At 34.0% G+C, this 25,854-nt stretch carries 25 protein-coding genes and 4 tRNA genes; all 29 read left to right on the top strand.

The genetic code is table 11. The features are described from left to right. The first annotated feature begins 93 nt into the window (after positions 1 to 93). The gene (locus DW904_RS15620) at positions 94 to 2,028 is read left to right on the top strand and encodes a hypothetical protein (RefSeq protein ID WP_118582467.1); all 1,935 of its coding nucleotides are present in this window, start codon (positions 94 to 96) and stop codon (positions 2,026 to 2,028) included. A 1-nt stretch (position 2,029) separates the two neighbouring features. Next, positions 2,030 to 3,064 (top strand): nucleotidyltransferase domain-containing protein, encoded by a 1,035-nt coding sequence (locus DW904_RS15615; protein ID WP_118582464.1) that lies wholly within the window; start codon positions 2,030 to 2,032, stop codon positions 3,062 to 3,064. Positions 3,065 to 3,066: 2 nt separating this feature from the next. Continuing rightward, a complete protein-coding gene (locus DW904_RS15610; RefSeq protein WP_118582461.1) occupies positions 3,067 to 5,694 on the top strand; it encodes a cation-transporting P-type ATPase in 2,628 nt (875 codons plus the stop codon). Positions 5,695 to 5,901: 207 nt separating this feature from the next. Further along, a complete protein-coding gene (locus DW904_RS15605) occupies positions 5,902 to 6,471 on the top strand; it encodes a TerD family protein (RefSeq protein WP_118582459.1) in 570 nt (189 codons plus the stop codon). 18 nt (positions 6,472 to 6,489) lie between these two features. Continuing rightward, on the top strand, positions 6,490 to 7,143 hold the full coding sequence (locus tag DW904_RS15600; RefSeq protein ID WP_118582457.1) for a TerD family protein: 654 nt from the start codon (positions 6,490 to 6,492) through the stop codon (positions 7,141 to 7,143). A 30-nt stretch (positions 7,144 to 7,173) separates the two neighbouring features. Continuing rightward, positions 7,174 to 7,752, top strand: coding sequence for a TerD family protein (locus DW904_RS15595; protein ID WP_118582455.1), 579 nt, complete (start codon positions 7,174 to 7,176; stop codon positions 7,750 to 7,752). Between the two features lies 1 nt (position 7,753). Next, positions 7,754 to 8,521, top strand: coding sequence for a hypothetical protein (locus tag DW904_RS15590; RefSeq protein WP_118582453.1), 768 nt, complete (start codon positions 7,754 to 7,756; stop codon positions 8,519 to 8,521). Positions 8,522 to 8,995: 474 nt separating this feature from the next. Continuing rightward, entirely contained in the window at positions 8,996 to 10,375 is a 1,380-nt protein-coding gene (locus DW904_RS15585; protein ID WP_202187742.1) for an HD domain-containing protein, read from the top strand. 168 nt (positions 10,376 to 10,543) lie between these two features. Then, positions 10,544 to 11,209, top strand: a complete 666-nt coding sequence (locus DW904_RS15575; RefSeq protein WP_118582447.1) for a phosphoesterase — start codon at positions 10,544 to 10,546, stop codon at positions 11,207 to 11,209. Between the two features lie 385 nt (positions 11,210 to 11,594). Further along, positions 11,595 to 12,326 (top strand): hypothetical protein, encoded by a 732-nt coding sequence (locus tag DW904_RS15570; RefSeq protein WP_207664917.1) that lies wholly within the window; start codon positions 11,595 to 11,597, stop codon positions 12,324 to 12,326. Between the two features lie 21 nt (positions 12,327 to 12,347). Then, positions 12,348 to 12,767 carry a hypothetical protein gene (locus DW904_RS15565; RefSeq protein WP_118582444.1) on the top strand — a complete coding sequence of 140 codons (420 nt, stop codon included), beginning with the start codon at positions 12,348 to 12,350 and terminating at the stop codon, positions 12,765 to 12,767. 78 nt (positions 12,768 to 12,845) lie between these two features. Next, complete coding sequence (locus tag DW904_RS15560) at positions 12,846 to 13,046, top strand: hypothetical protein (RefSeq protein ID WP_118582441.1); 201 nt, start codon at positions 12,846 to 12,848, stop codon at positions 13,044 to 13,046. A gap of 12 nt (positions 13,047 to 13,058) precedes the next feature. Then, entirely contained in the window at positions 13,059 to 13,232 is a 174-nt protein-coding gene (locus DW904_RS22990; protein ID WP_202187741.1) for a hypothetical protein, read from the top strand. Further along, positions 13,225 to 14,187, top strand: coding sequence for a prohibitin family protein (locus DW904_RS15555; RefSeq protein ID WP_202187740.1), 963 nt, complete (start codon positions 13,225 to 13,227; stop codon positions 14,185 to 14,187). The genes DW904_RS22990 and DW904_RS15555 overlap by 8 nt, the downstream gene beginning before the upstream one ends. Before the next feature lies 1 nt (position 14,188). Further along, positions 14,189 to 14,344: a hypothetical protein gene (locus DW904_RS22985; RefSeq protein ID WP_202187739.1), complete on the top strand. Its 156-nt coding sequence runs from the start codon at positions 14,189 to 14,191 to the stop codon at positions 14,342 to 14,344. 52 nt (positions 14,345 to 14,396) lie between these two features. Next, positions 14,397 to 14,909 carry a hypothetical protein gene (locus DW904_RS15550; protein ID WP_147422334.1) on the top strand — a complete coding sequence of 171 codons (513 nt, stop codon included), beginning with the start codon at positions 14,397 to 14,399 and terminating at the stop codon, positions 14,907 to 14,909. Beyond that, positions 14,906 to 15,664: a metallophosphoesterase gene (locus DW904_RS15545; RefSeq protein WP_118582432.1), complete on the top strand. Its 759-nt coding sequence runs from the start codon at positions 14,906 to 14,908 to the stop codon at positions 15,662 to 15,664. Before DW904_RS15550 ends, DW904_RS15545 begins: the two co-directional genes overlap by 4 nt. Beyond that, positions 15,664 to 16,440 (top strand): TIGR02452 family protein, encoded by a 777-nt coding sequence (locus DW904_RS15540; RefSeq protein WP_118582429.1) that lies wholly within the window; start codon positions 15,664 to 15,666, stop codon positions 16,438 to 16,440. The genes DW904_RS15545 and DW904_RS15540 overlap by 1 nt, the downstream gene beginning before the upstream one ends. Positions 16,441 to 16,565: 125 nt before the next feature. After that, positions 16,566 to 17,711, top strand: coding sequence for an ATP-binding protein (locus DW904_RS15535; protein ID WP_118582426.1), 1,146 nt, complete (start codon positions 16,566 to 16,568; stop codon positions 17,709 to 17,711). After that, on the top strand, positions 17,708 to 17,998 hold the full coding sequence (locus DW904_RS15530; protein WP_118582423.1) for a hypothetical protein: 291 nt from the start codon (positions 17,708 to 17,710) through the stop codon (positions 17,996 to 17,998). Before DW904_RS15535 ends, DW904_RS15530 begins: the two co-directional genes overlap by 4 nt. A 779-nt stretch (positions 17,999 to 18,777) precedes the next feature. Then, positions 18,778 to 18,848: transfer RNA gene (locus tag DW904_RS15525), tRNA-Gln, on the top strand. 71 nt (positions 18,849 to 18,919) lie between these two features. Next, entirely contained in the window at positions 18,920 to 19,570 is a 651-nt protein-coding gene (locus DW904_RS15520) for a hypothetical protein (protein ID WP_118582420.1), read from the top strand. A gap of 1,306 nt (positions 19,571 to 20,876) precedes the next feature. Further along, a tRNA-Gln gene (locus DW904_RS15510) sits at positions 20,877 to 20,949 on the top strand. A gap of 226 nt (positions 20,950 to 21,175) precedes the next feature. Continuing rightward, a tRNA-Ile gene (locus tag DW904_RS15505) sits at positions 21,176 to 21,249 on the top strand. A 385-nt stretch (positions 21,250 to 21,634) separates the two neighbouring features. Continuing rightward, positions 21,635 to 21,717 (top strand) — tRNA-Leu (locus tag DW904_RS15500). A gap of 231 nt (positions 21,718 to 21,948) precedes the next feature. After that, on the top strand, positions 21,949 to 22,464 hold the full coding sequence (locus tag DW904_RS15495; RefSeq protein WP_118582417.1) for a hypothetical protein: 516 nt from the start codon (positions 21,949 to 21,951) through the stop codon (positions 22,462 to 22,464). Between the two features lie 183 nt (positions 22,465 to 22,647). Beyond that, positions 22,648 to 23,745, top strand: coding sequence for a hypothetical protein (locus tag DW904_RS15490; protein WP_118582414.1), 1,098 nt, complete (start codon positions 22,648 to 22,650; stop codon positions 23,743 to 23,745). An 83-nt stretch (positions 23,746 to 23,828) separates the two neighbouring features. Continuing rightward, the gene (locus DW904_RS15485) at positions 23,829 to 24,998 is read left to right on the top strand and encodes a hypothetical protein (protein ID WP_118582411.1); all 1,170 of its coding nucleotides are present in this window, start codon (positions 23,829 to 23,831) and stop codon (positions 24,996 to 24,998) included. Between the two features lie 104 nt (positions 24,999 to 25,102). Next, complete coding sequence (locus DW904_RS15480) at positions 25,103 to 25,852, top strand: hypothetical protein (RefSeq protein WP_147422333.1); 750 nt, start codon at positions 25,103 to 25,105, stop codon at positions 25,850 to 25,852. Positions 25,853 to 25,854: the final 2 nt, after the last annotated feature.

The raw sequence follows: 25,854 nt of genomic DNA, 5'->3' as shown, positions 1-25,854 counted from the left end.
AATCTGGAAAATGAGAACAATGGATATGAGGAACTTATTGAAAACATTAAGAAAACTTTTGCATCAAAATTAAAAGACAATGTAAAAACACCATTGTTCAGAACAAGCGTATCTGACTTATTTGACACATTTCTTTACTATCTTCCAGATGCTTGCAAACAGGAATATACATGTAGAGCTTGTAAACACTTTGTAGATCGATTTGGTGGACTTGTATTTATTAAAGACGATGGAACAACTGAATCTGCTATTTGGAATATTGAAAATATCCCTGGAATGTTTATTGAACCAATTACACAAATGAAAGAGATTGTTGAATCTGCACAGGTCCAGGATATATTCGTATCAGACTATGTGGATCTTGGAACATATGATACTAATGGATTCCATCATTTTTCTGTAAAACTTCCAAGAGTAATGATCAATACATCAAGAGTAAAAAATGCTTCACAGGTTTCTGCTGAGAAAGCTGAAGATTATGGAATGCTGAAAAGAGCACTTGAGAAGTATTCCATGTCACAGATTGATCAGGCACTTAATTTATTAGAATCCGGAAGTTTATATAGAGGTAGCAGCTATGTAGCAATGTGCAAATGGTTTAAGGAAACAAAAGAGAAGATTGCTTCTATCAATGATCAGCCACAGCACACTAATATGATTTGGAAATATGCTGCTACAGCTCCAAATGGATTTACTCACATTTCCGGAAGTATGTTAGGTACATTACTTGATTATATTGTAGATGGAGATGACTTTGATACAATCAAACGAAAATTTGAGACAAATATGAGTGCTGAGAATTATAGACGTTCACAGTCTGCACCTACTCAGAGAGCTGTTGAAAGTGCTGAAAAACTTATTGAAAAACTTGGTCTTGCAGATTCACTTAGAAGAAGATATGCAAAACTGGATGAGCTTCCTGAGAATGAGTTTATTTGGAAGAGTAAAACTGAGAAGAAAGAGGAAGTAAAGACTGGAGTATTTGCAGGAGTTCAGACTAAAACTACAGATAGTAATGAGACAAAATCTGTAATTCCACAGGTGACTATGACATGGGACAAATTTAGGAAAACAATTCTTCCTACCGCAGATAAATTAGAAGTAAAGGTTGATGGAACAACTCATCTTATGGGAATGGTAACAGCTACGGTTCCGGAAGCTGAAAATATTATGAACTGGGACAATCCGTTCTCTTGGTATTACCAGAGTGGTATTGATTCTGTAATTCGTGAGCGACTTGAAGCAAAAGGTGCAAAATATGAAAGTTGTGAGATCAGATGTTCTCTAATCTGGAATACACGTACCGATCTTGATGTGCATTGCATTTGTCCTGATGGAGTAGAAATTTATTTTGGTCATAAAAATCATGGATATGGTTCATTGGATGTTGATGCAAATGTTAATGGCGAAACAGTAACTCCTGTCGAGAATATTCGTTGGGCAACTGGAACTGCTCCAGAAGGACGTTATAAATTCTTTGTCAACAACTATACAAATAGAGCAACCCAAAATCCATATAAATTAGAGCTTGAAGTAAATGGAAAAATTTATACTTATGATGGAAATCTTATAAGTGATAGTTGTAGAAAAAATACAGACGTAGTATTTGAATTTGATTATAGTCATGGCGAAGATCCTAAGTTTACTGCAAATTCTAAAAAGACAGAAACTAAAGAAACTTGGGGAATTAGCAACGGATTCTCAGAAGTTGTTGCAATTATTCCGTCTCCAAACATGTGGGGAGAAAATCCATATAAACGATCTGGTGAACATACTTTCTTCTTATTGAAAGACTGCAAAGATATGACAGGCGGAGTTGGACGTGGTTTCTTTACTGAGATGCTTAAGGGTGATTTACAGGAAATTAGAAAAACACTTGAGGCATATACAGCTTCAACACCTATTGAGGGTGAAGATGAAGCAAGTGCTTGTGGTGTTGGCTACAGTAAAGATAAAGAGTGGAATCTGATTGTAAAAGTGACTACCGGCAACATTGTAAAAATGATTAAGATTGATAGGTTTGACTGATATGAACATTGAAGAGATTAAGAAAAAAGTAGCTGGTCCGGACTATGATTTTCTGAGAAACAATGAACACCTTGGCTCCAACATTATTTTGTTGGGGTTAGGTGGAAGCTATAGCTATGGTACTCAAAAATCTGACGGAACGAGCGATTTGGATTTGAGGGGAATTTGCTTAAATAAAAAGCATGAAATTCTTACTAACCAGAATTTTGAACAATTTATCAACGAAGATACAGATACAACTATTTATGCGTTTAATAAGATTATTTATCTTATGGCAGCTTGCAACCCTAATGTTATTGAGCTAGGAGGGCTTAAACCAGAACATTATTTATATATTCATCCAATTGGACAAGAAATATTAGATAATGCACATATGTTTTTATCTAAAAGGGCAATTTATTCATTTGGTGGTTATGCTTCGCAACAATTAAGAAGAACAAATAACAAGGCAGCTCGTTTAGTAGGACAAACAGAGCGTGAACAACATATTTTAAATTCGATAAACAATGCATTTTATACTTTCCCTGAGAAATATTTTTCATTTCCAGAAGACTCTATTAAGCTTTATATTGATAAATCTCATCAAGAAGATTTTGATACAGAGATTTACATGGATATTAATCTGAAGCATTATCCATTACGTGACTATAAGTCTATGTGGTCCGAAATGAATAATATTGTTAAAGATTACTCGAAAATTGGTAAGCGTAATAAACATGCGGTAGAGCATGGAAAGTTGTCGAAACACATGATGCACCTGGTTCGCCTATACTATATGTGTTTTGATATTTTGGAAAATGAGAAGATTATTACATACAGAGAAAAAGAACATGATTTGTTGATGGATATTAGAAACGGTAAATATTTGGATGAAAACAAACAGCCAATTCCAGAATTCTTTGAGATGGTAAACGAGTTGGAAAAGAGACTGAAATATGATGCAGAAAACACATCACTTCCAGACAGTCCGGATTATAAAAGAATCAATGAGTTTGTTATGTCTGTAAACGAAAGAATTGTGAAAGGAGAAATTTAATTTTGTACGGTTTAAAAAGTAGTGAAGTAGAAAAGCAGAGAGAAAAGTATGGTAGTAATAAACTGCCAGAGAAAAAGCTGAAAACATGGTTTCAGTTCTTTATGGAAACATTTAAAGATCACATAAATCAGATTCTTTTAGCAATGATGATTGTATTTACAGTTATTGCAGTGTTTGGACAGGGATCTTACTCAGAGCCGATTGGTGTAGCAGTAGTATTATTGGCAATCGCATTGTTAGGAATGAACACCGGACTGAAAAGCCAGAAAAGTACAAAAGAGTTGAAGGATAGGACATCAGTTCATTATTGTAATGTAATCAGAAATGGAAAAATCGAGCATATCAATACAAATGATTTGGTTGTCGGTGATCTGGTTATCATTCAGTCCGGAGAAGCCATTCATGCAGATGGTTATCTGGTAGAAGGAAATGTAAAAGTTGACAACTCTGTATTGAATGGAGAGTCAGAGCCTTGCAAAAAAACAGCATGGGATAAAGAAGATTCACCTATCGCATTTGGTGGTCAGAGAAAAGCGGATTCAAGTGATTATACAAATTCTTACGCACTGTTTTCCGGAACAACGGTAACAGACGGTGAAGGAAAGATGCTCGTAACTAATGTTGGTGTTGACACAGTAAACGGTCAGACAATTTCGACCATTGATGAAATCGAAGAAACAAAGACATCACTGGAAATTCAGTTAGATGATCTTGCCGGTCAGATTAGTAATTTTGGATATATCGGAGCTTCAATCATTGTTGTAGCACTGATTATCACAAATATTATTCAGTATGGTGGCGTTGCAGAATATTTTGGAATGGGTTGGATTGGTATTTTGAAGAATATTCTTACCATTGCAGTAACTGCGCTTACCATTATTGTCGCAGCAGTACCAGAAGGATTACCGCTTATTATTAATCTAATTACCGCGCAGAATGCAAAAGTAATGATTAAACACAATGTCCTAGCTAAACACACTAACAAAATTCCAGAAGCAGGTAATATTCAGTTACTTTGTACCGATAAAACAGGAACGCTTACAGTTGGGAAACTTGTTCCAGTAGAGAATGTAATGGGTGATGGAAAATCTATTATAGAAGATGAAAATACATATAATTTGTTTAAATATAATGTCATCTTAAATAGTAGTGCAATGTTTGATGAAAATAATAAAATTGTTGGTGGAAATGCCACAGAGAGAGCATTACTTTCTTTAGTTAATGCAGATGAGTATAAGAAAATCACTGGATCTACAACTATTGTAAACAAGAATAGTTTTAATAGTGCAAATAAATTTAGTGCTGTTGAAACAGAATATAACGGTGAGACATTTACATATTATAAAGGTGCTCCAGAGAGATTGATTGATGCAGCAACAAAATACGTGACTCTAAACGGTCTTGAGCCTATTGATAAAGATAAACTTAAAATGATTGTAAGATCATATACCGTTAAAGCAATGAGAGTAATTGCTACTGGTTATAGTTCTTCTAAGCTTCCAGAAGATGGATTCCCAAATGATCTTATTATTACATCTTTGGTTGCTATTCGTGATGATGTACGTCCAGAAGTACCAGAAGCGGTGGCAAAAATGCACGGTGCAGGAGTTCAGGTAATGATGGTAACTGGTGACGTTATCGACACAGCAAAAGCTATCGCAAAAGATGCTGGACTGCTCACAAGTAAATCTGATATTGCTATGTCAGCTATTGACTTTGATGCATTATCAGACAAAGAAGCAAAAGAAAAACTTCCTTATATTAAAGTTATCGCTAGAGCAACACCAAACACTAAACTTAGAATTGTGCGTTTAGCTCAAGAACTTGGATTATGTGTTGGTATGACAGGAGATGGGACTAACGATGCACCAGCACTGAAAGCTGCAGATGTTGGATTCTCAATGGGATCTGGAACAGACGTATGTAAGGAAGCTGGCGACATTATTATCACAGATGATAACTTCGTATCTATTACAGATGCGGTTCTTCTTGGAAGAACATTTATGCACAATGTTATGAAATTTTTAAAATTTCAGTTACCTATCAATATAGGTCTAGTACTTCTCAGTATCTTATATCCAATTATTATGTCTGTGGAAGCAGTTGCTGCGGTACAGATTCTTGTAATTAACATTGTTATGGATTCTCTTAATTCCCTTTCCTTTGGTGGAGAACCTGCGAAAGACGAATATATGAAAGAAAAACCTATTCCAAAAGGATCAAAACTTCTTTCAAAAGAAACTATCGGTCAGATTGCAGTATCAGTTGTGGCATTTATTGGAATTTTCGGTATTACACTGTTGCCGCCGGTACAGAAAATTTTCGGAAATAATGAGTCTGTTTATGCAACAGCTAGATTTGCACTTCTTGTTATGATGGCAACATTTAATGGATTTAACATCAGAACCGATGGATTCAATTTATTTAAAGGAATCAGAAAGAATAAGCTCTTTGTTGAAATTGCAGTAGCAATTTTTGCTTTAACATTTGTTTTGGCACAGTTTGGTGGAGATATTATGGGATGTACAGCAATGACGCTTATGCAGTGGGGTGTAACAGTTGTTTTGGCATTTATGATTATCCCAATTGATTTAGTACGAAAAGCTGTTATAAAAATTAAAAGAAAGTAGGAAAGTATATGGTTAAAAGAGATAAAGAGTACAAGAAAATTGAAAATATAACCTTGTGTTGTTACGCCGTAGGCTGGGGCTTGCATGTGCAACAAAGTTTCTGCCATTTATCCTTTTAACTGTTATGGCATATCCTATTTCATTTCGAGTAGTAGATAATAAATGGAGTGGTAAAAATGCCACTCCTAGAAAATAAAAGGAGAAAATATTATGGTAAATTTAGTAAAAGGACAGAAAGTAGATCTTACAAAAGGAAACGCAGGATTAAAGCAGATTATCGTTGGTTTGGGATGGGATGCAAATAAGTACGATGGTGATAATTTTGATCTGGATTCGGCAGCATTTCTTCTTGGAGCAAATGGAAAAGTAAGAAATTCAGATGATTTCGTATATTATAACAATCTCAAACATTCAAGTTGTGCAGTTCAGCATATGGGTGACAATCTTACTGGTTTAGGCAATGGAGACGATGAGCAGATTATCGTTGATTTGACAAAGATTCCGGCTGATGTTGAAAAAATTGCATTTACAGTAACTATCTATATGGCAGAAGAGAGACTGCAGAACTTCGGTATGGTTTCCAATTCATACATTAGAATGGTAAACAAAGACAATGATGAAGAGATGATCCGCTACGACCTGGGAGAAGATTATTCCACAGAAACAGCAATGGTTCTTGGCGAACTGTATCGCCACAACGGAGAATGGAAATTCAATGCTATTGGACAGGGATATTCCGGTGGTTTACAGGCACTTTGCAGTAGTTTTGGAGTTTAATGTAGGAGGAAATAAATAATGGCAGTAAGTTTAACAAAAGGGCAAAAAGTAAATCTTTCAAAAGCAGTAGAGAAACTGGCAAATGTAACTGTAGGACTTGGATGGGATATGGCACAGAGCGGAAGCAGAATTGATTGTGATTCTTCTGTATTTATACTTCGTGAATCCACAAAACGAATTTCAAAGAAAGTGAAATCTGGACTGTTCGGACTTTTTTCAAAGGTAGAAACAGATGAAGTTACAGAATGTAGTCTGACAAGATCTGATGATATTATTTATTATGGAAATCTTACACATGGTAGCGGTTGCATTAAACATAGGGGTGACAATCTTGTTGGTGGAAAGGGCAAAAGAAATGATGACGAACAGATTGCGATTGATTTGAAGAAAATGCCGCCGGATATTAAGAAGTTGGTAGTGGTTGTGAATATCTACAACTGTAGAGTTAAGGGGCAGCATTTTGGAATGATCAAAAACTGTTATGCAAGAATTGTAGATGATGCAACCAAAGAAGAAATTTGTCGCTACAATCTTACAGATGGTTATGACAAATGTACAGCACTTATCGTTGGAGAGCTGTATCGTGACGAAAATGATGAATGGCAGTTTAAAGCTATCGGTGAGGGAACACAGGATGGTAGTATTTCTGATATGGCAAAAAGATACAAATAACGAAGGAGATAATGAAGGAGATAAAGTGATATGTCAATAAGTCTTAAAAAGGGAGATAAAGTTGCACTGTCAAAGGACAGTATTGTAAATAGAATTTCCGTTTGCCTTGGTTGGGACACAGCAAAGTATGATGATGATGGAGATTTTGATTTGGATGCTTCTGCGTTTGTTGTTACCAAAGCTGGTATAACAAGATCTGATAATGATTTTGTATTTTACAATAACCTGAAACATCCGAGTGGTGGAGTAATCCATAGTGGAGATAATTTAACAGGCTTTGGAGAGGGTGATGATGAAGTCATCAAAGTGGATCTTGAAAAACTTCCAAAATATGCGGACAGAGTAGTATTTTGTGTGACCATTTTTGAGGCAGAACGCCGTATGCAGAATTTTGGCATGGTGGAAAACTCATATATCCGTATTGTAGATGATGTAACTGGAAACGAAATTATGAGATACGATCTCAAAGAGAAGTTCGGAAATTCTACAGCTATCATTGCTGGTGAAATTTATCGTGATGAATCAAAATGGAAGTTTCATGCAGTAGGAGAAGGACGGGATGGCGGTCTTTTAGAACTGTGCAAAGAATTTGAAGTAGAGGTAGAATAAAATGACAGTAGGAACAAGTAATGTAGTTATCTTTTGTCTCTCAATCTTGGGAGTAATTATTATTGCGGCACTGATTTTAAACAAAACATTTTTCAAGCAACTCGTAATTAAGTTCAGAGGAAGAACGGAAGAAATCGCAAGACAGGACGCTTCTACGCCGGATGGTGCAAGAGATTATTTCAATAATGCGATCAGAGAAAAAGAGACTCTGTACAGCAAAGCAGAACAGTCTTATACAGAGATTGCCGGTAAACTGGATGAAGCAGAAAAAGAACAGTACGACCTCAAAAAAGAACTTATGAAGATTGATAAGTCTATCAATAATTGTCTGGATTCTGGTGATGATGATACTGCAAGACAGTATGCTATGAAGAAGATTACTATTCAGGGTAAGATTGAGACGTTGAAAGATACTATTGAAGAATACAAAAAAGCAAAAGAGCAGCAGAATGAAATCCGTAGTGCTATTAAGCAGGAACTTGATGAACTCAAAGAGGAAAAAGAAAGAACGGTTTATCAGATGGAAGCAGATCAGCAGATTATTTCTCTGCATGAGGGCATGAATGCAAGTGCAAGCACAAACGAAAGTGACCGTATGCTTGAAAGAGTGCGCGAGGGTGCGAAGAAAACAAGAGAACGTGCAGCAGGAGCGCAGATTGCTTATGACACAAGTACAGAGGCAATGGATCGCAGAATGGAAACACAGGAAAGAAATCGTGCGGCTGATGAAGTACTTGCTGAGATGAAACGAAGGAGAAACAACAAATAATGATTGTTATAAATATCGGGGCATTTATCATTTGTATTGCAACAGCTTTTGTTGTAGGTTTCTGCACCGGAAAAGTAAAGAAGAAAAAGAATTAAGAAGTTGAATAGTGGAATGTTGGCTTAGAAGCAGCCATCATCTAAGGAGTAGGGCTTTAAGTCTAAAGGTATGAAAAACTTCAATCGAAGATAAACGAGTAAGAGAATAGGATGTAAAGAGTTATGATACGTCACCCCTTAACAGGTAAGGACAAGTCCCCTTTTGGCGTAATAGCACACCACTATTAATATTTTAGATGCATTTAAAAATTAGGTCGTGCAGTGGCAGAATGGATATATGCGTATAATAATGCTTTATTTACAAAATTAGGCATATTATAATGGCGAATTTATGTCAGTAAACAAAATTGATAAAATTTGCTTATATAGGGTTCAAATCCCTATCTGCACATTAAATCTTAAAGAAAGGAGAGTAAAAATGATAGAGGGTATTGTATTACCAGAGTCCGTAAAATCTATATTCTATGTGCTTAATCGTAATGGTTATGAAGCCTATCTTGTAGGTGGAGCTGTACGAAATTCTATTATAGGATTACCTGTACACGACTGGGATATTTGCACAAACGCTTTACCGGAAGACGTATGTAAATTGTTCCGTAGTAAAGGATTTCGTGTAGTAGAAACAGGCTTGCAGCATGGCACTGTAACTGTCATGGTAAATTATCGTGGATACGAGATAACTACTTATAGAATTGATGGAAAATATACTGATAGTCGCCATCCAGATTCTGTAAAATTTATCGGAAATATTCACGAAGATTTAGCAAGACGTGATTTTACAATGAATGCAATTGCTTATAATGACGATGATGGATTTATTGATCCGTTCAATGGACTAAAAGATATTGAGAATAAAGTTATACGATGTGTAGGCACACCTGTTGATAGATTCACAGAAGATCCGTTACGTATTATGAGAGCTGTAAGGTTTTCCGCCCAATTAGGATTCCATATTGAAAACTATACCAATATTGCAATGGTACAAACAAATGATGGTTTGTCAAAGATTTCTGCAGAAAGAATACAATCAGAGCTGTGTAAGATTCTTATTTCAGATCATCCGGAATATGTACTTGATTATTATATTGATATTTCACCAGCAATTCCTGAGTTAAGTAAGATGATGGGCTGCTCTCAGAATAATATGTATCACATTTATGATGTATGGAATCACACTAGATTCGCATTAATAGCTTGTAGAATACATGAATTAGAAACCAGACTTGCTATCTTATTGCATGATATTGGCAAATCTGAATCAAAAACGGTAGATCGAGGGATTGAGCATTTTTATGGACATGCTGTTAAAAGTGCAGAGATTACTGAGTCACTACTTCGTAGACTAAAATTTTCCAACGAGATTAGGGAATCTGTAGTAGAACTTGTAGCAAGTCATGATATGACAATTGTACCAAAACCGAATAAAATTAAAAAATATCTGAATAAACTTGGTGAAGCACAACTTAGAAGACTGTTAGATGTAAGATTCTGCGATATTATGGCACACAATCCGTATTATGCAAAAGATCGTCTATGGGAAATTTTTCGTGCAGAAGAAATATTAAATGAAGTTCTGGCAGAAGCGAAGTGTTTTTCTATAAAAGATTTGGCTATAAATGGGAAGGATATTATGGAACTTGGCGTACCGGAAGGACCAGATGTCGGAAAATGGCTTAAATATGCATTAGAGGAAGTAATTAATGACAGGTTGGATAACGACAAAGAAGATATTTTAAACGATATTGATGCTAAATTATATGCAGAAAGAGAAGAGGATAATGACGAGGAAATGTCCTAAATGTGGTCAATATATGAGTTCTGCAATTAAATACGATTATGGATACCCTATTGTTATACATGAGTGTTCATGTGGTTATTCTGAGTTGCAAGAGTGGATGAAATATAGCGACAAACTAAATTATGATAATGTTACAAAAACTTGTAAAGATTCAATCGGAGGTATTTAATGAGATATTATATTGCAGATAACCATTTTTATCACACACGGATGAATACCGCTATGGATAAACGTGGCTTTGAATCACTGGAAGCGATGCACGATTATATGATTAAGCAGTGGAATTCTGTAGTAAGAAAAAATGATGAAGTTGTTATACTTGGTGATTTTTCACTTGGCAAAGGTGAGCAAACCAACGAAATACTTCGCAAATTAAATGGGAAGAAGTTTTTAGTGAGTGGTGGACATGATAAGTTTTTACAGGATAGGAAATTTGATCAGTCATTATTTCAATGGATTAAACCTTATGCAGAAATGCATGACGATGGAAGAAAGGTAGTTTTATGTCACTATCCAATATTTTGTTACAATGGACAGTTTCGTACTGATAAAGATGGTACACCCATTACCTGGATGCTGCATGGACACACTCATCTTACGGAAGATCAGGAATTAGTGGAACAGTTCAAAGACATAACGAGAAGTACATTACGTAAATCAAAATATGATGATGAACAAAAAACAATTCCTGTTCAAATGATCGACTGTTTCTGTATGTTGTCTGATTATAAGCCACTTACATTGGATCAGTGGATTGGAATGGAGCAAAGCGGTGTTATAAAGGATTTGATTGATAAACGATGGTATTACGATGATAAGAGGGAAACTGAATGAGTATTTATATTCCTAAGAAAATTAAAGTAGGGTATCAAAACAGATCTGATACCTATACTAAGAGCTTGCCTATGTAATCTATTATGATGAAAAAAATAAGCTTCGTAAAGAAACAAGTTGGAATAACTGGAGAGATGAAAAAATTGAACCAGATGATTTTGATAATGAACCAACTAGAGGATTTGTACTAAATAAAAAAGTAGGAGACTATTCCGGTGATTGGGGAAATCACAGACAAGCTTACTGTAGAATATATGATCCTAGAGGATTTGAGTTCGAAATCACAATTAATAATTTACTTTATATTTTAGAGAATTGTGATTGTCTAAAAGGTAAAGGACTTGATGGAGAATTTGTATATGGTTGGGACAGAAAAGATTTAATATTGATTCCTGTAGATTCGCCTGATTATAAAGAGATAAAAACTCGAACAGACAAAATTCAAAATGGGAAGAGATTTAAAGGTAAGGATCTTATTATTGGAGCTACATATCTAACAAAAAATGAAGAGAAATGGATATACATGGGTAGATTTGATAAGTGGGATACTGAAATTAACAGATACTATACTTATTGGCGAGGAGGTGGTGGATATTGGCTTCAATCACTAGATGATACATGGACCATGCGAAACGATGATAAACATGGTGCGTACAGACAAATAAATAAAGGGAAATATTATTGGTTCTGTACAGGTGAAAATAATGGATGGTGTAGATATCAAAATTATATTTTTGAGAGTAGAAAAAGTATTGGAGACATATTAATTGATTGCATTGATGAAAAACCAAATCAAAAGTATTCTGAAATGTTTTCTGATCTTGAGAATAATCACTTTAGCTATAACCCAGTAGATTATAATTCTATAACATATGCCAATTTATCTTATGAAAAACTTTTGGAAATAACAAATTCTGAAAATTTTTATAGAATGAATGCATACGATAAAGATTTAAATAACTTTGAAGCGTATAAAAATCGTGGAACTGGATTGTTTGGATACAATGGAAAAGATTATTTATTATCAGAATTATATAATTTATTAAAACCAAAATATAGAATATATAAGCATCTGGATGGTAAAGAATTCCATGATTATACCAAAGATGTATATTAAATAAAAAAAGGAGATAAAACTATGGCAAACAAAAATGACGAAACAATCTTATTGTTAAAAAAGAAGGTAGAATTACAGAGAGAAGAGCTTGCGAAGCTTCCAAGATCACTGCAGTCTGAGACTTCTACTGTGTTTACACCACCAGATGTAGACAAGAAGTCCATTAGAGTAATGAATGTAGAACAGCTAAAATTATTAAAAGTACAGTTACATATGTATGAAATGGCTGCATCTGATTTGGATATGGATCTTGATGAGTTTACAATTTCTGGATTCACTATTGATAAATGGATGCACGATATTGATACACAGATTTCTGTATTAACTAGAGCAGAAAAAGAGAAGAAATTAAAAGAGACAGAAAACACTTTGAATAAGCTTTTATCTGATGATAAGCGTACAGAGCTTGAACTTGAAGCTTTGGCAAAAATGCTTATGTAAAAAAATTTATAGCTTATGTGCTATATGTTTTAAAACAATTATATCAATATGAGGTGAAAACATGACAAAGAAAAACGCATGGAACAAAGTTATGAAGAAACAGAAAAAACTTACAAGGTGAAAGGTGAAGATGGTAAATGGACAAAAGTTACTGAAAATGTGACTGTTCTTGCACAGTCTGGGATGAAACCTGGTAAGAAGGAGATTGCTTTTGGAAGAGCTATCCAGAAAATCAAGACAGAGAAGCCAAAAGCATTTGCAGGCGATTGGACAAAATAAGAGGGGATTAGTATGATTTCATTCTACATTTTAGTAATTATTGGAGCAATTTTATTATGGATTTTACTTGCAAATATCGGTACATTCAAGTTTATCGGATGGATTTCATCACATTTAAGTAATGGTGTTAAAGATGCAATGGAAGATAAAGAAAATGAAAACAAAGAGGATAAAAAAGATGAGTAAAAAAAGAACTGGTGGAATTATTGCTGGAGCTGTTATTGTTGGTGGACTTGCATTGGGTGGTTTAAACACAGTTAAGATTGACCCTGGTTATATTGGGATTATATATGATGCTACTCATGGTGGAGTTAATGGTGAAACTATGAAAGAGGGATGGAATTTTAAAACGCCTACACAGAAAGTAACGGAATATTCAATCGCCCTCGAACAGTCTTATCTTACTAAAGATGATAAGGGCGATTCTGATAAAGACGAAAGCTTTAATATTCCAACATCTGATGGAAAATCAATCAATGTAGATGTGGAATTCTCATATCGTTTTGATGAGGATAGAATTACAGAGATTTTCAAAACATTTAAAGGTAAGAGTGGTGAAAGTATTAAAAATACATTCATTAAACCTAAGATTATTGCGTGGTCTCAGGAAGTATCTGCAAAATATCCTGTAACTGATGTATTTGGTGATAAAAGGCAGGAGCTTAATCAGGCACTTGATGATTATCTCAAAGCAAAATTCGACAAATACGGAATTATTATTGATACTGTAAACTTTACAAGAATTGAAACAGATGAAGAGACTACAGCTGCAATTCAGAAAAAGGTAACAGCACAGCAGGATCAGGAACTTGCAACAATTGAAGCTAAGACTGCGAAGATTAATGCTGAAAAAGAGAAAGAAGTTGCTCTTATCACAGCAGAGCAGAATAAAGAAACCGCACAGATTAATGCTGAACAGGCAAAAATCAAAGCAGAAGGTCAGGCAGAAGCTACTAAGATTGCTGCAGAAGCCGAAGCAGAAGCAAACAAGAAGATTGCAGAGAGCTTAACTCCAGAACTTATTGAGAAAATTAAGATGGAGCGTTGGAATGGCGAACTTCCAATGGTTAGTGGATCTTCCGGAACAATTATTAATATGACAGACGATGCCAATGAAACAACTGTCGAAGAAGAGAAATAATATGGATAAAAGAGAATTACACAATAATATTATTTACGCTTTAACCGAGGCTGATAGTGTAAATGAGTCTATTAATATCTTATGCGAATGTGGTATTTACATTGATAAAGCCGAATCGTTTAAAGATGTTTTAGAGAAAATTTATGAAGTTTGGTAATACATAATAATCTGGTCTGCCTTAACTGGTGGACCAGAGAAATGGAGAAGATATGATAATAATTAAAACATTTATTATGTTGATTTTATGTGTAGTATTTCCGATTTGCTTATTTACATGGATATTGGCAATGATCTGGATGTTTACACCATTTGCTCCATTAAAAAGATTATGTCATGACATTCTAGGTTGCATAAGCCAAGTGGAGTATATCATCATTTTTCAAAAGGTGTTCGGAAGAAATGTAAAATTTGCGGATGCGATATTGTATCTGATGGAGCTGGTGGTTGGAGAAAATGGTAAAAGGATGGATCTTATGAGTAAAAATAAGGATTACGAGGTTTTATACGCATTAAGAGATAAAAAAACTAAAAAAATTGTCAGAGCAACAAAATGTAAAGGTGGATCATTTTATAAAAACCGATATATGTGCGAAAAACGCTGCACTCAGTTTAACGATGTACATAAATTAGCAAATTGTACAAATGATTTTGAATATGAAGTCGGTGAATATGCTGTTGTAGATATTGAAAAATATAAAGAATTAATTGGAGAAAAGCAGTGATTTACATAACAGGAGATACGCATGGTGATGTAACAAGACTAAGTATGGATAATTTTCCAGAGCAGAAAACGTTTACCGATCAAAATGAAAATTATGTAATTATTTGTGGTGACTTCGGATTGGTTTGGAATTATCTAACTGAAACACATTCAGAAAAGTATTGGCTTAACTGGCTTGAAGCCAAAAAATTTACAACTCTTTTTGTAGACGGTAATCACGAGGCATTCAATAGATTATATGACTATCCTGTAAAAGAATGGAATGGTGGATTAGTTCATGAGATTAGACCACATGTACTTCATCTAATGAGAGGTCAAGTTTTTAATATTGATGGCTGCACAATATTTATTTTCGGCGGTGCAAGATCCCATGATATTGAGAATTTGCTTGATTTAGATGATCCAGACTTTACAGAGAAACAAAAACAACTTAGAAAAGATAATTTATTTTATAGAGTAAAAGGCATCTCATGGTGGGAAGAAGAAATGCCAACTCAAGAAGAGATGCAAATTGGATTAGATAATTTAGAAAATAACAACTGGAAAGTTGATTATATAATTACACATGACTGTACTTCAAGTACAAAAGCTTTGTATAGTCATGGGTCTTTTAAGACAGATGAACTAAATGCATATTTAGAAGAAATTAAATATAAGTGTGAATTTAAAAAATGGTTCTTCGGACACTTACATGATGATAAGCAGATAAATGATAAAGAAATTTTACTATATCGCCAGATTGTGAGGATTTGGTAATGGGATATTGGGATAGAAAAAATGAGTTAAAGAAAAAGGCAAATGCCCACACAAATAAAATGGAAGAGTTATATAGTTTGGAAATTACTGAGTGTGTAAACAATACAAAAGTATATGATCAAGGATTTTATTGTAAAAAAGAATGCGATAGTAAACCGGATTTTCATCAGAAAATCACTGTAGAAGACATGGATAGCGTACAGGCAATATTTTCTTATGAAAATACAGGTAAAACAGCAGTTCTTAATTTTGCAAGCTATAAAAATCCAGGTGGAAAATTTTTAGATGGTTCATCTGCACAGGAAGAAATGCTTTGCCATAGTTCCTTCTTATATAATGTATTATCTGAATTTGATGAAGATTATTATGAATTCAATAGAATGACTAAGAACTTCGCATTATATACAAATCGTGCGTTATATAATCCTGATGTTTTATTCATAAGAGATGATGAAGAAATTTATGTAGATGTTATTACTTGTGCAGCACCAAACAAAACTGCAGCTCAAAAATATTGTGGTAAATCTGATTTCGATTGTAATTCTGTAATGGTTGATCGTATACATTTTATGTTTGATATTGCAAAAGAAGAGGAAGTTAATACATTAATTCTTGGCGCATGGGGATGTGGTGTATTTGGTAATGATGCAGAATTTGTTGCGAATAGTTTCAAAAAAGAATTAGAAGAATATTATGCAGATACTTTTGAGAATATTATATTTGCGATTCCTGGCGGTACGAACTATATGGTATTCAAGAGGGTATTTGGTAAATAAATAGATTGGAGATATTAAATGCTAAATTATACACGATATTTTAATGCCGGTGCTTTGCTACATAATTTCCAAGATGCAGCAAATTTAACAAAACAGCTTGGAATTAAAATGCCATTGAATACAACGTGAATGATTTTTTATTTACGATTGGAAAAAATTATTTTGTTGATAAGATTAATAGGCTTCAAGACAAATTAATTGTTGGATTTTTTACATCATATTCTGATGATATTAAAAATATTTGCTGGTATTTAAATAAACTCGATCCAAAACTATACAAAAAATATATTGGTGATATAGAGGAATATAAACAGTGCTTTGTGAGAAACGATAGAGTTTATTATATGCTTCCATATGAACGAAAATTTGTATTTACTTGCAAAGATAAAACTAAAGTGGTTGCCAAATTAAGTAAGGGTAGTTTTTTAGATTATGCAAATATTTATTTTATCGGTCCTCATAGAAAAGAACATGCAGATTTTTTTAGAAAATTTTGCGATAAATATAATAGTAAATATATGACAATAGATACTCTGCAAATTGATAAAACAGATAAGATGACAAATGAACTTGACGATGAAATTGATGGTATTTCAGAAAACGCAATTATATTCCCAGAAAAAAATGAAATATTTAGCTATTTGGACGCATGGTTGAATTCTGAAACGTATTTTACATCGTGTGGAATTAATCACAAAATTGGCATCCTTCTTTATGGTGAACCTGGTACTGGTAAAACCACTTTTGCCAAGGTCTTGGCAACAAAGTACGACTTAACTCTTGTTAAGTTCACATTGAATGATTTATCAAAATTAATTTCAAAGAATGAATTTTGGAAAAAATTAGAAGATTCTGTTGTAGTGTTAGAAGATATCGATGTTCTGGTAAGTAAACGTGATAATAGTGTTACCTCTGCAGACAAAGAAAATTTTCAAGCATTATTGCAACTCTTAGATGGAATTAACTCATGTAAGAAAACAATATTTTTAGCAACAACAAATTATATTGATAGACTAGATCCTGCTCTTATTCGAGATGGACGATTTGACATTAAGATTGAAATGAAAAATTTTGATCACGATGAAGCGGTAAAAATGTGTAATAAATTTGAGGCAGATTCGGAAGTAATTCTTAGAGATGAACAGTTTCCAATTAATCCTGCTTACTTGCAGAACAAAATCATTACGCTGCAGATGAAAGAGATTAATGAAAAACTGAAACAAAAAGCAAAGAGAATCGGAAGTAATAAATATGGAGGTAATAATAAATGATTAAAGTTACATCTGATGCAGCCAATAAGCTGATTAAGAAGTTAGAGCAAGAAAAAGGTATTCTCACAGATAAGATTTCTAAAATGTCAACATTCATTGTGGCAATAACTGAGAATTACGACCAGATCAAAGCAGAGCAGGAAGCAGAATTCAATCTGAATGAGACTATCTCACAGATTGATGAGATTGATAAGAAAATTATTACAATCAGACATGCAAAATCTGTGTTTAATAACTCAGTAGTTATGAAGAATGGATTACTGTCGGTGACAACATTATTAGATTAGCTATACTCGAAAGAGAGAAGAGTATTTATAGCAGACTTGCTACCAGACAGAAAAAGATAAGAAACACTTCAATAAACAAAGATATTGAATACACTTATTTGAATTATGATCTTGAGGACGCAAAGAAAAAATATGACAGTGTGTATACCGAAATTTCAGAAATTCAGGAAGAACTTAATATTGTAAACAGTTCAGCAGAGTACAAATTTGAGATTGATATTGACCTCTAATGGGAAGTAGTTAATGTAATCAATCTTCCGTATTACAGTTACTTTTACATATAGATTATTTATATAAAAGTAAATATACATTTAACACAAGTAAGTGAGTTATTGTTTGGGTTAATTGTTAGAGTGATAGTTAGAATTTTTCTTATTCATTATAGTATAAAGTTTACGGATACAAGTACAGAAGAATATTCAAATTAATTTCTGGGAATTAACAATAAAGCTTAGTAACTGTAATTAAAAACTTTTCGGTATCAAGTTCGGTTAGAGGTACTTTTTTAAAATAAATTGAATGTCAATTTAGAAGTAAATAATAGAGAGTCCAGATAAGAATGACGATAAACTTAACTTACGGTCCTTACATTAAGTAAGGTGAAGCCTAACTTAGAAAACAGAGAGTACATACAAGTGACTGGTATGGAACAAGGGCGATACTGCCAGGAAACTGTAGCAGCAGTTCATAAGAGAGCGGTTCAGAAAATAGCGAATCTGAGTGAATAGAATTTTATCTGACGAAGATATATTTGGCGGTGTAGCAACCGTCAATATAAAGCATCTTAGTGTAATGGTTATCACGGATGACCTTGGATCATCAGATGTTGGTTCGATTCCAACAGGTGCCGTTAACTCAGAAATGAGTATTTCAAAGTTAAAAATTTAAAGAATAAAATTCAATTTAAAGGAGAAGAAAATTATGACAAAAGAAACTATGACAGTACATAAAGCGTTAGCAGAAATTAAAATCCTTAAAGACAGAATCCAGAGTGAGATTTACAATTCAATTTTTGTATCTTGCAAAAAAAATTCTCAGTCAAAAATTTCCGGAATGGATGTTGATGAATATGAGAAGATTATTACAGGATGTTACGACAAAGATGTAGATCTTATGAGTAGACTTGAAGCTCTGCAGAGAGCAGTAATGCTTTCAAATGCAGTAACAAAAGTTAAGATTAAAATTGGAGAAAATGAAGAAGAACGTACTGTAGCAGAAACAATCAACATGAAAAATAACAGTATGATGTTCAAGAGACAGATGCTTGACAGAATGCAGCAACAGCTTTCTCAGGCACAGGCAAAAACAAACAAAGAGAATGAGATTCTTGAAAGTAAGTCAGAAAATTATGTAACTGGTCTTTTTGGACAGAAAGAGGGTAAAACTTCTACCGATGAAGTTACAAAAGCCAAACAGCAGTACATTGATCTTAACACATGGGCGTTGATTGATCCGATAAATGTGCAAAATAAAATCCGTGTTTTATCTGACGAAATTTCCTCATTTGAAGCAGAAGTAGACTCTGTTTTAAGCACAAGTAACGCACTAACAACAGTTACAATTGAGTATTAATAAATGGTCAGTGAATTATTGGTTGAAAATTATACAAGCGATTTTTGACCCATATAATAGCTAAATAGCCATTGTTATACGAACAGTTGTATAAAAGATTTCCTTCATTGCTTATCGAAAATCACTGAACTATAATCCTTTAGTCTTTCAGTCAGCATAGAGTAAAGTAAAAAATTAAACAAGCTGGCCTCAAAAATTAATGTAAAAGGTCAGAGTGATAATCTGAAAAACATTACAAAATCTATAATTGGTAGATTATATGATACTTATTCTGGATGACTGTAAAGTTTAAAGATAGAAAGTTCAAACCTTAAAGTTAAAAGTTCAAAGCTTATTTTTGATATAAAGTTCACGTAGTAAAGTTGATAAGTTCCAAAGTTTGATAAAAACCTTGAAAAAGTTTTGTAGCATGATTATATCGGCTCTGTGGTTTGTACAAGGCTGTTAAGTGGTGAAGTTCATCTTATAAATAAATCAATGCGGTTATTAAAACCTTGTTTCTTAGTTCTAACAAAGCCACAGTTGGAACGTCCTGGATAGTTAAATGGTTATAACACATGAAACTCATGTATTTGCCGGTTCGAATCCGAATCCAGGATTTGGGTTAGCTACCCAAATAGATTTCTTATTTCTTATACCTCCTAAAGTGTTGAGGTGGGACATGACTTCGATGGTGAAGAGACTTTGAGCAGTCTGTACTGGGTTCGACTCCCAGATGTCCTATTAGAGATTTCAGATTTGTGGTGTCACAGAAAACGCTTCTCAACATCGAGTTGCCGTACCGTTTGACTACACAATATCGTGTATGATCCACCTACAGAGCGCAGTAGTTCTGGAATTTCGAAGCTATACGAAAGATTTGTTTACTGCTAGAGCAATCGAAAAGTATGGTTAAACTTTTACGTATTTAGTAACAGCAGAATAGCAGCTGTGCGTGAAAAAATCGTAAGGATCTTTGGAAGTTCAATCAAACTTACAGTATGTGGTTATGGTTCTTGTGGCGATGAGCCTTATAAGAAGATCAGAGTACTCTAAAAAGGTTTGCTTTACAAAGTTGTTTCAATCTTGGTAGACACATTCCAGATGGGGAGCCTTAATTGGTTCTGAGTTCAACCCTCAGATGTGTCTCTTAGGAAGAGTTTCTTCCTATTATAATATGAACTGGATCACTAGGATAATATATCTGGCGCACAAGCTATGTTATCTGAAAAGAGATAAGTAGTTGAATTCGAATACAGGCGGTTCGATTCCGTCCCAGTTCTATTCCTCGAAAGAGGAAAATAAATTGAAGATATGAAATTGTTTTTGGGTTGTGATGAAGCGGTTAACATCCGGAGCTTTGACCTCCGTATTCGTAGGTTCGAATCCTACCAGCCCAGTTAGGTCTACTGTTTTTAGATGTATTTTCATGCGACCTTAATAAACTGAATAGAAAAACACAGACTTTAAATCCTTATGACATCTGCGTTATGGTTAGCATTTCGGCGTACAAATGGTTTGCCACAGCTTAATGTAGCCGCATTAAGTGCTTGATATGTGGGACAAACTCATTAGTCTTAAAATAAATGAGAGATAGAGATTTCAGGGTTTGCTCTATCAAACTAAGGACCATTAGCCAAACGGTTAAGGCAGTCGCCTCATAAGCGAAAGATTTCTATGTTCGAATCACAGATGGTCCACTTGCTTAATAAAAATTTTGTAGTAAAAATCAGGATACCGGTGAATGTGAACTCAAAAGATTTATTAAGCAAAGCGCGTAAAAATACAAAATACAATTAAATAAAGCACGAAAAACCGTCGCCAAAAATATCTCATATGAGTCCTGTGTGGATTCTACGATAGTCCGTAATCTGCGGAAGCCAGATTCAGCGTAAGAGATATACGAGATCTGTTGAGTAGCAGAGATAAGGCAGTAGGTTTCTGCGATGGTCGCCTACATAAAAATCTGAGAAGAAGAATATAACAAGGATCTTTTTCTAAAAAGTAATTCGCTCACGTCACCTTGTTTGTATAAGTGAGAGTATAAGAGTTACTGGCAAGTTATACAGGTTCTTGCCAAAATAAGCGGATGTGCTGAAATAGGAAAACAGACTGGATTTAGGTTCCAGCGGTTAACAACCTTGTGGGTTCGAGTCCCATCATCCGTATTTGAGGTACTGTGATTTATATGTATTGCGCTCTTGGAGCATTAATTATATCGAATCACCTATAGGGTATTAATAAGAATTACAGTGTCTCAATTAAAATTTCTTTCATTTTATATAATCGGTAGCACAGGTCGTCTAAATGGCAGGATATTAGAATGTAGGTTCGAATCCTATCCTGTGTACTTGCTTAGAAATAAGTAAAAACTAAACAAAAACGAGGAAGTATAAGTTATGAAACGGTTAACACTAAATGAACTGAAGCACCGAATGAGTCAAATTACAAAAAAGTGTATTGATCTTCACGGCGGTGGAGAAGAATATTTCAATGAACTAGATGATTTAATCAAAAACGATGAAGATTTTCTAATATCATATCTAACACATATCTCACAATCAAGTGTAAAAAATATCATCATATCAGGTGAAATTGGAGAAAAGATTGCAGCATTGAGATTGAAATATAAATGGTTTTTAAGCGACTGCAGTATTGAGTATATTAATGGCAGTTTAAGAAAGGGTAACCCAATTCAATATTCTAATTGGAAATTGGATTCTTATAAGAATCAGCCATTTATTTTCGTAGATGACAGCTATTATTCTGGTAAAACTTTGAGAATAGTAAGGACATATATTGAAGAAGTACTTGGTGGCTATCTGCAAGGTTCGTATGTTTTCTATGATGGATCAGAAGATAATCTTGACGATGTAGTAAGTCTTTATCGGTATTACGATCATTTTGATAATTAATTTCTAATTGGTGATCTTCTTCACCAACATTTCCAAAATAAAAATTCAATTTTATATGGTTCGATTTTCAGCCACTGGGCTGTTTATCTTATAAATTTCCATTTTATTCTCCTAGTAAATTACTAGGTTTATATACAGGTTGCAATTAAAAAATTTATATATATTCAAAGGAGGTCTCTAAATTTGGAGAACAATACTAAAAAACAGAGATTATTCAATCTCCCGGAAACAAAAGGTAACTTTATGATCAAAGGTGTAGTTAAAGGAACTAAGAAAGATAATTTCTACACTGAAAAGCAGACACGTACCGGCAAGGAAATGCGAATCGTAAACTTCGGTCTTGAATATGATGAAGGTCGAGATTTATATATCGGATTTACTGGAATTGAACAGGAGAAAGTTTACTTCTATAAAAAGCCAGAAGAAAAAGGTAAAAAAGGAACATCACAGCCGGTATCTTGGGCAAACAGATTTAAATTTGCAGAAGATCCAAAGAATGAAGGATTTAGACTTATTGGTAAAAATCTTGGACTTACTAAAGTAACCAATGAAAAAGGTGAACAGGTAAATGATAAAAAGGTACTTACAGATTATGATGCTTGTGCCGAGATTCGTAATAATCTTAAAGACGGAGAAAGCGTTTTTGTAAAAGGTAGCATTTCTTATCGCAGTAATCGCGATGATAAAGGTAACATCAAACGATACAAATCTATGGAACCATCTCAGATTTCTCTTTGTGCCCCATGTGAATTTGATAGTGAAAAATTTAAAGCTCAGAACAACTTCAATCAGGTAATTGTCTTTATGGGAATTGAAAAAGAAGTTGAAGACGATAAGGAAACAGGAAGATATGTTATCTCCGGTAAGGTTGTAACTTACTCAAATATTGAGGATGTTGAATTTATTCTTGACCCTGTTGATGAAAAGCAGAAAAAACTTGCGATGACATTTAGGAAGAAAGTGAAACCATATTGGGCACTTAAAGTATCCGGTCATGTACAGGCTTCCGTTCAGGTAGAAGAAGTTGCTGTAGATGATGGATGGGGAGAAGAGGACGAAATGGAGAAAGTTTCTACCCCTGTTAAACGTGAGTACATTGTGACTGGTGCTGACCCGACTACCATTGAAAAAGACCTGTACTCTAAGGAAGCTATCGAAGAAGCAATGCAGAAGATTAGAAACGCTAATAAAGCCGAGGAAAATTATGGTAGCGATTCTGACGATAGCGGATGGGGAGATAGTAACCTTGGAGAAGCTGACGAAGAGGATGAAGAGTGGTAATTGACCACTGGGAGGAATTAAATTTCCTCCCAACATTTGAGAAATATAACAAATTAATTTATATATATAAGGAGCATAATTAAATGGCAAAAGGTAGAAAAGCTAAACAGGCAAAAACAAAATTAAACATGATTATCTATGGAGATACTTTCACAGGCAAAACAACATTAGCATCACAGATTGCTTATTATAAACGAGAGGACGGAACACCTTTTAGGGTTCTTTATATTGATGCAGAGACAGGCGGTCTTGATAGCTACCTTGATGATATGGAAGCCGCAGGAATTAACCTTGATAATATTTACATTCTTTATACACAGTCACTTACGGAAGTAAGGCAGTATATTGCAAAAGTAAAAAACCATGAAGATTTATATGAACTTGATGAAGATGGAAATGAAACGGATGAAATTGTGAAAGATGCATATGGTGAACCATTTAGAGCAGACGCAATTATTGTGGATGGTGCAACTATTCTTAATTTAACAACTCAGTCTGGATTGGTTGAATTTTCTAAAAAACGAAATAAAGTAAAAGCAGATAAGGCTGGGTTACTTGGTGATGAAAGGCTTGTAAAAATTGAAGGTGCCGGACTTGAAATAAAGGACTGGTCTACTATTAAGTTTAAAGGACAGGATCTTATTCTTGACCTTATGTCTTCTGGTGTAAATTGCATTACAACATGTCGTGAAGCAGATGAGAAAATTAGTGTAAAAACAGATGATGGACAATTTCAGTCTGTAGCAACAGGAAGAAAAATTCCTGATGGATTTAAGGGACTTGATTATAATACTAACACTGTTTTAAGAACATTCTTTGACAAAGAAACCGGGCAGATTTGTGCAGAAGTTGAAAAAGATCGTACTCATATTCATAAAAAAGGCGAGATTATTGAAGACCCATCACTTCTTGATTGGCAAGCTGCTCTTGATAGAACTAAGGACAAAGAAGAATTTGTAATTAAAAATGACCTTGTTAAAGCTGTTGAGGTAGAGCAGGATCTGTATGCTAAAGAAGTTTTAGGTAGAGTTGGTGATCCGGTTGTTGAAGATGCTACCGATTCAGATAACACTTCCACATCACCAACACCAGACGATCTTCGCAAAGAAATCGTATCTATTAAAAATTCTCTTTCTCCAGTCGCAAAAAAATCCCTTAAAGAAAAACTTGAAGCAAAAGGTTTACCAACTGCGTACAAGAATGTAAATGATATTTCTGTTTTACAGGAAGTTATCGAGACAATGAAAAACTGATTGGATAAATTATGGCACGAGCAAAGAATGATAATTTAGTTAATGAATTTGATAGAGTTTGCCATTGCTGCCAACGCCACATCCATTTTGAAAGAAATAAATCTGTGGAAAATGTAGTATTCTTTGATGGGCTTTTCTACCATGAAAAGTGTTTTAAAGAATCTGCAGGATTCCACAGAAAATGTGGTGGCTGCTCAAAAGATATTGTCATTGAAGATGCAGATCAGAAAGATATTCTTGTATTTAAAAATAAGTATTGGCATGAAGACTGTTTTAAAAAGAAATATTCAGACAAACCAATATTTATGGAAAATATTCCAGAGTACAAAGAAGATGCATATGTAAAGATTGTAGGTGTTTTTAATGGAAGAAAAAAGGATATTACAAAGTTAAATGAATATAAAATAGCAGCTGTCAAAGAAGTAGATAAAATCTTCGATGAAAAGCTTGTTAATGATTATATCCGAAAACAGTATGATATTCAGACAGTTCCATGGGATTCTATAGCAGCACTATATGATGGTAAATATGGTGTTAAAATTCCACCAAAGCACTTATATGACATGTTTGTGCGTAAACAATCTTATCTGGATAAAATTAATGCACAGAATATTGCAAAAGGTAAGGATATAACAGGAGTATCAAGAGTTAAATACGATTTAAAAGTTCTATATAACAAATATGACTCTTACTTAAAATTCCTTGAAAAGCAAAAAATCTTAGAGGCAGAAGCTCAATCAGATAAAACTGATGAAAAATTAATATTAACAACTGCTCCACAGCCAAAAACAGTTGAAACAAATAATAATAGTGATGACTCCTTGGACGATTTACTAAATGATATTTTTGGATAAGG

It is taken from the genome of Ruminococcus sp. AM42-11, from assembly GCF_003480145.1.
Taxonomy (GTDB): Bacteria; Bacillota; Clostridia; order Lachnospirales; family Lachnospiraceae; genus Blautia_A; species Blautia_A faecis.
Note: the sequence above shows the minus strand (reverse complement) of the source record. Positions and strands in the feature narration are given on the sequence as shown.

What these genes read in the sequence shown, in the direction of transcription:
- DW904_RS15615 (WP_118582464.1), top strand. Translation starts at nt 2,030, where the DNA reads ATGAACATTGAAGAGATTAAGAAAAAAGTAGCTGGTCCGGACTATGAT.
- DW904_RS15600 (WP_118582457.1), top strand. Translation starts at nt 6,490, where the DNA reads ATGGCAGTAAGTTTAACAAAAGGGCAAAAAGTAAATCTTTCAAAAGCA.
- DW904_RS15595 (WP_118582455.1), top strand. Translation starts at nt 7,174, where the DNA reads ATGTCAATAAGTCTTAAAAAGGGAGATAAAGTTGCACTGTCAAAGGAC.
- DW904_RS15590 (WP_118582453.1), top strand. Translation starts at nt 7,754, where the DNA reads ATGACAGTAGGAACAAGTAATGTAGTTATCTTTTGTCTCTCAATCTTG.
- DW904_RS15585 (WP_202187742.1), top strand. Translation starts at nt 8,996, where the DNA reads ATGATAGAGGGTATTGTATTACCAGAGTCCGTAAAATCTATATTCTAT.
- DW904_RS15575 (WP_118582447.1), top strand. Translation starts at nt 10,544, where the DNA reads ATGAGATATTATATTGCAGATAACCATTTTTATCACACACGGATGAAT.
- DW904_RS15565 (WP_118582444.1), top strand. Translation starts at nt 12,348, where the DNA reads ATGGCAAACAAAAATGACGAAACAATCTTATTGTTAAAAAAGAAGGTA.
- DW904_RS15560 (WP_118582441.1), top strand. Translation starts at nt 12,846, where the DNA reads ATGGAACAAAGTTATGAAGAAACAGAAAAAACTTACAAGGTGAAAGGT.
- DW904_RS22990 (WP_202187741.1), top strand. Translation starts at nt 13,059, where the DNA reads ATGATTTCATTCTACATTTTAGTAATTATTGGAGCAATTTTATTATGG.
- DW904_RS15555 (WP_202187740.1), top strand. Translation starts at nt 13,225, where the DNA reads ATGAGTAAAAAAAGAACTGGTGGAATTATTGCTGGAGCTGTTATTGTT.
- DW904_RS22985 (WP_202187739.1), top strand. Translation starts at nt 14,189, where the DNA reads ATGGATAAAAGAGAATTACACAATAATATTATTTACGCTTTAACCGAG.
- DW904_RS15550 (WP_147422334.1), top strand. Translation starts at nt 14,397, where the DNA reads ATGATAATAATTAAAACATTTATTATGTTGATTTTATGTGTAGTATTT.
- DW904_RS15540 (WP_118582429.1), top strand. Translation starts at nt 15,664, where the DNA reads ATGGGATATTGGGATAGAAAAAATGAGTTAAAGAAAAAGGCAAATGCC.
- DW904_RS15530 (WP_118582423.1), top strand. Translation starts at nt 17,708, where the DNA reads ATGATTAAAGTTACATCTGATGCAGCCAATAAGCTGATTAAGAAGTTA.
- DW904_RS15520 (WP_118582420.1), top strand. Translation starts at nt 18,920, where the DNA reads ATGACAAAAGAAACTATGACAGTACATAAAGCGTTAGCAGAAATTAAA.
- DW904_RS15495 (WP_118582417.1), top strand. Translation starts at nt 21,949, where the DNA reads ATGAAACGGTTAACACTAAATGAACTGAAGCACCGAATGAGTCAAATT.
- DW904_RS15485 (WP_118582411.1), top strand. Translation starts at nt 23,829, where the DNA reads ATGGCAAAAGGTAGAAAAGCTAAACAGGCAAAAACAAAATTAAACATG.